The following is a 422-nucleotide window of genomic DNA, read 5'->3' as shown; positions in this document are numbered from 1 at the left end:
GTCGGCCATGTCTGCGACATCCCGAACGCCGGCGATTATCTGACCATGGATTTGGTCGGCGAGCGCGCTCTGATCGTGCGCGGCAAGGACGGCGGCGTGCGCGGCTTCAACAATATGTGCCGCCACCGCGGCAGCCGTGTCGTCGCCGACAGCCAGGGCAATTGCAAGAACGCGCTGGTGTGCCCGTTCCACGGCTGGGTCTACAATCTCGACGGCACGCTGCGCGGCGCCGCGCGTCCGCGCTCCTTCCCCGATCTCGACAAGACCGAGTTCGGCCTGATGCAGCTCGACCTGGAAGTCTGGATGGGCTTCATCTTCATCCGTTTCCGCAATGGCGGACCGCAGCCTTCGGTCGCCGAGCTGATGAAGCCGATCGAGCCCGAATTCGCGCATTACAAGGCCGCCGACATGGTGCCGTCCTG

At 64.9% G+C, this 422-nt stretch carries 1 protein-coding gene; it reads left to right on the top strand.

What is annotated here, in order from left to right:
* The coding region (locus ACWTU8_RS32930) for an aromatic ring-hydroxylating oxygenase subunit alpha (protein WP_455851389.1) at positions 1-422 on the top strand (422 nt) is incomplete at both ends.

Source organism: Mesorhizobium sp. BHbdii, from assembly GCF_053848045.1.
Note: the sequence above shows the minus strand (reverse complement) of the source record. Positions and strands in the feature narration are given on the sequence as shown.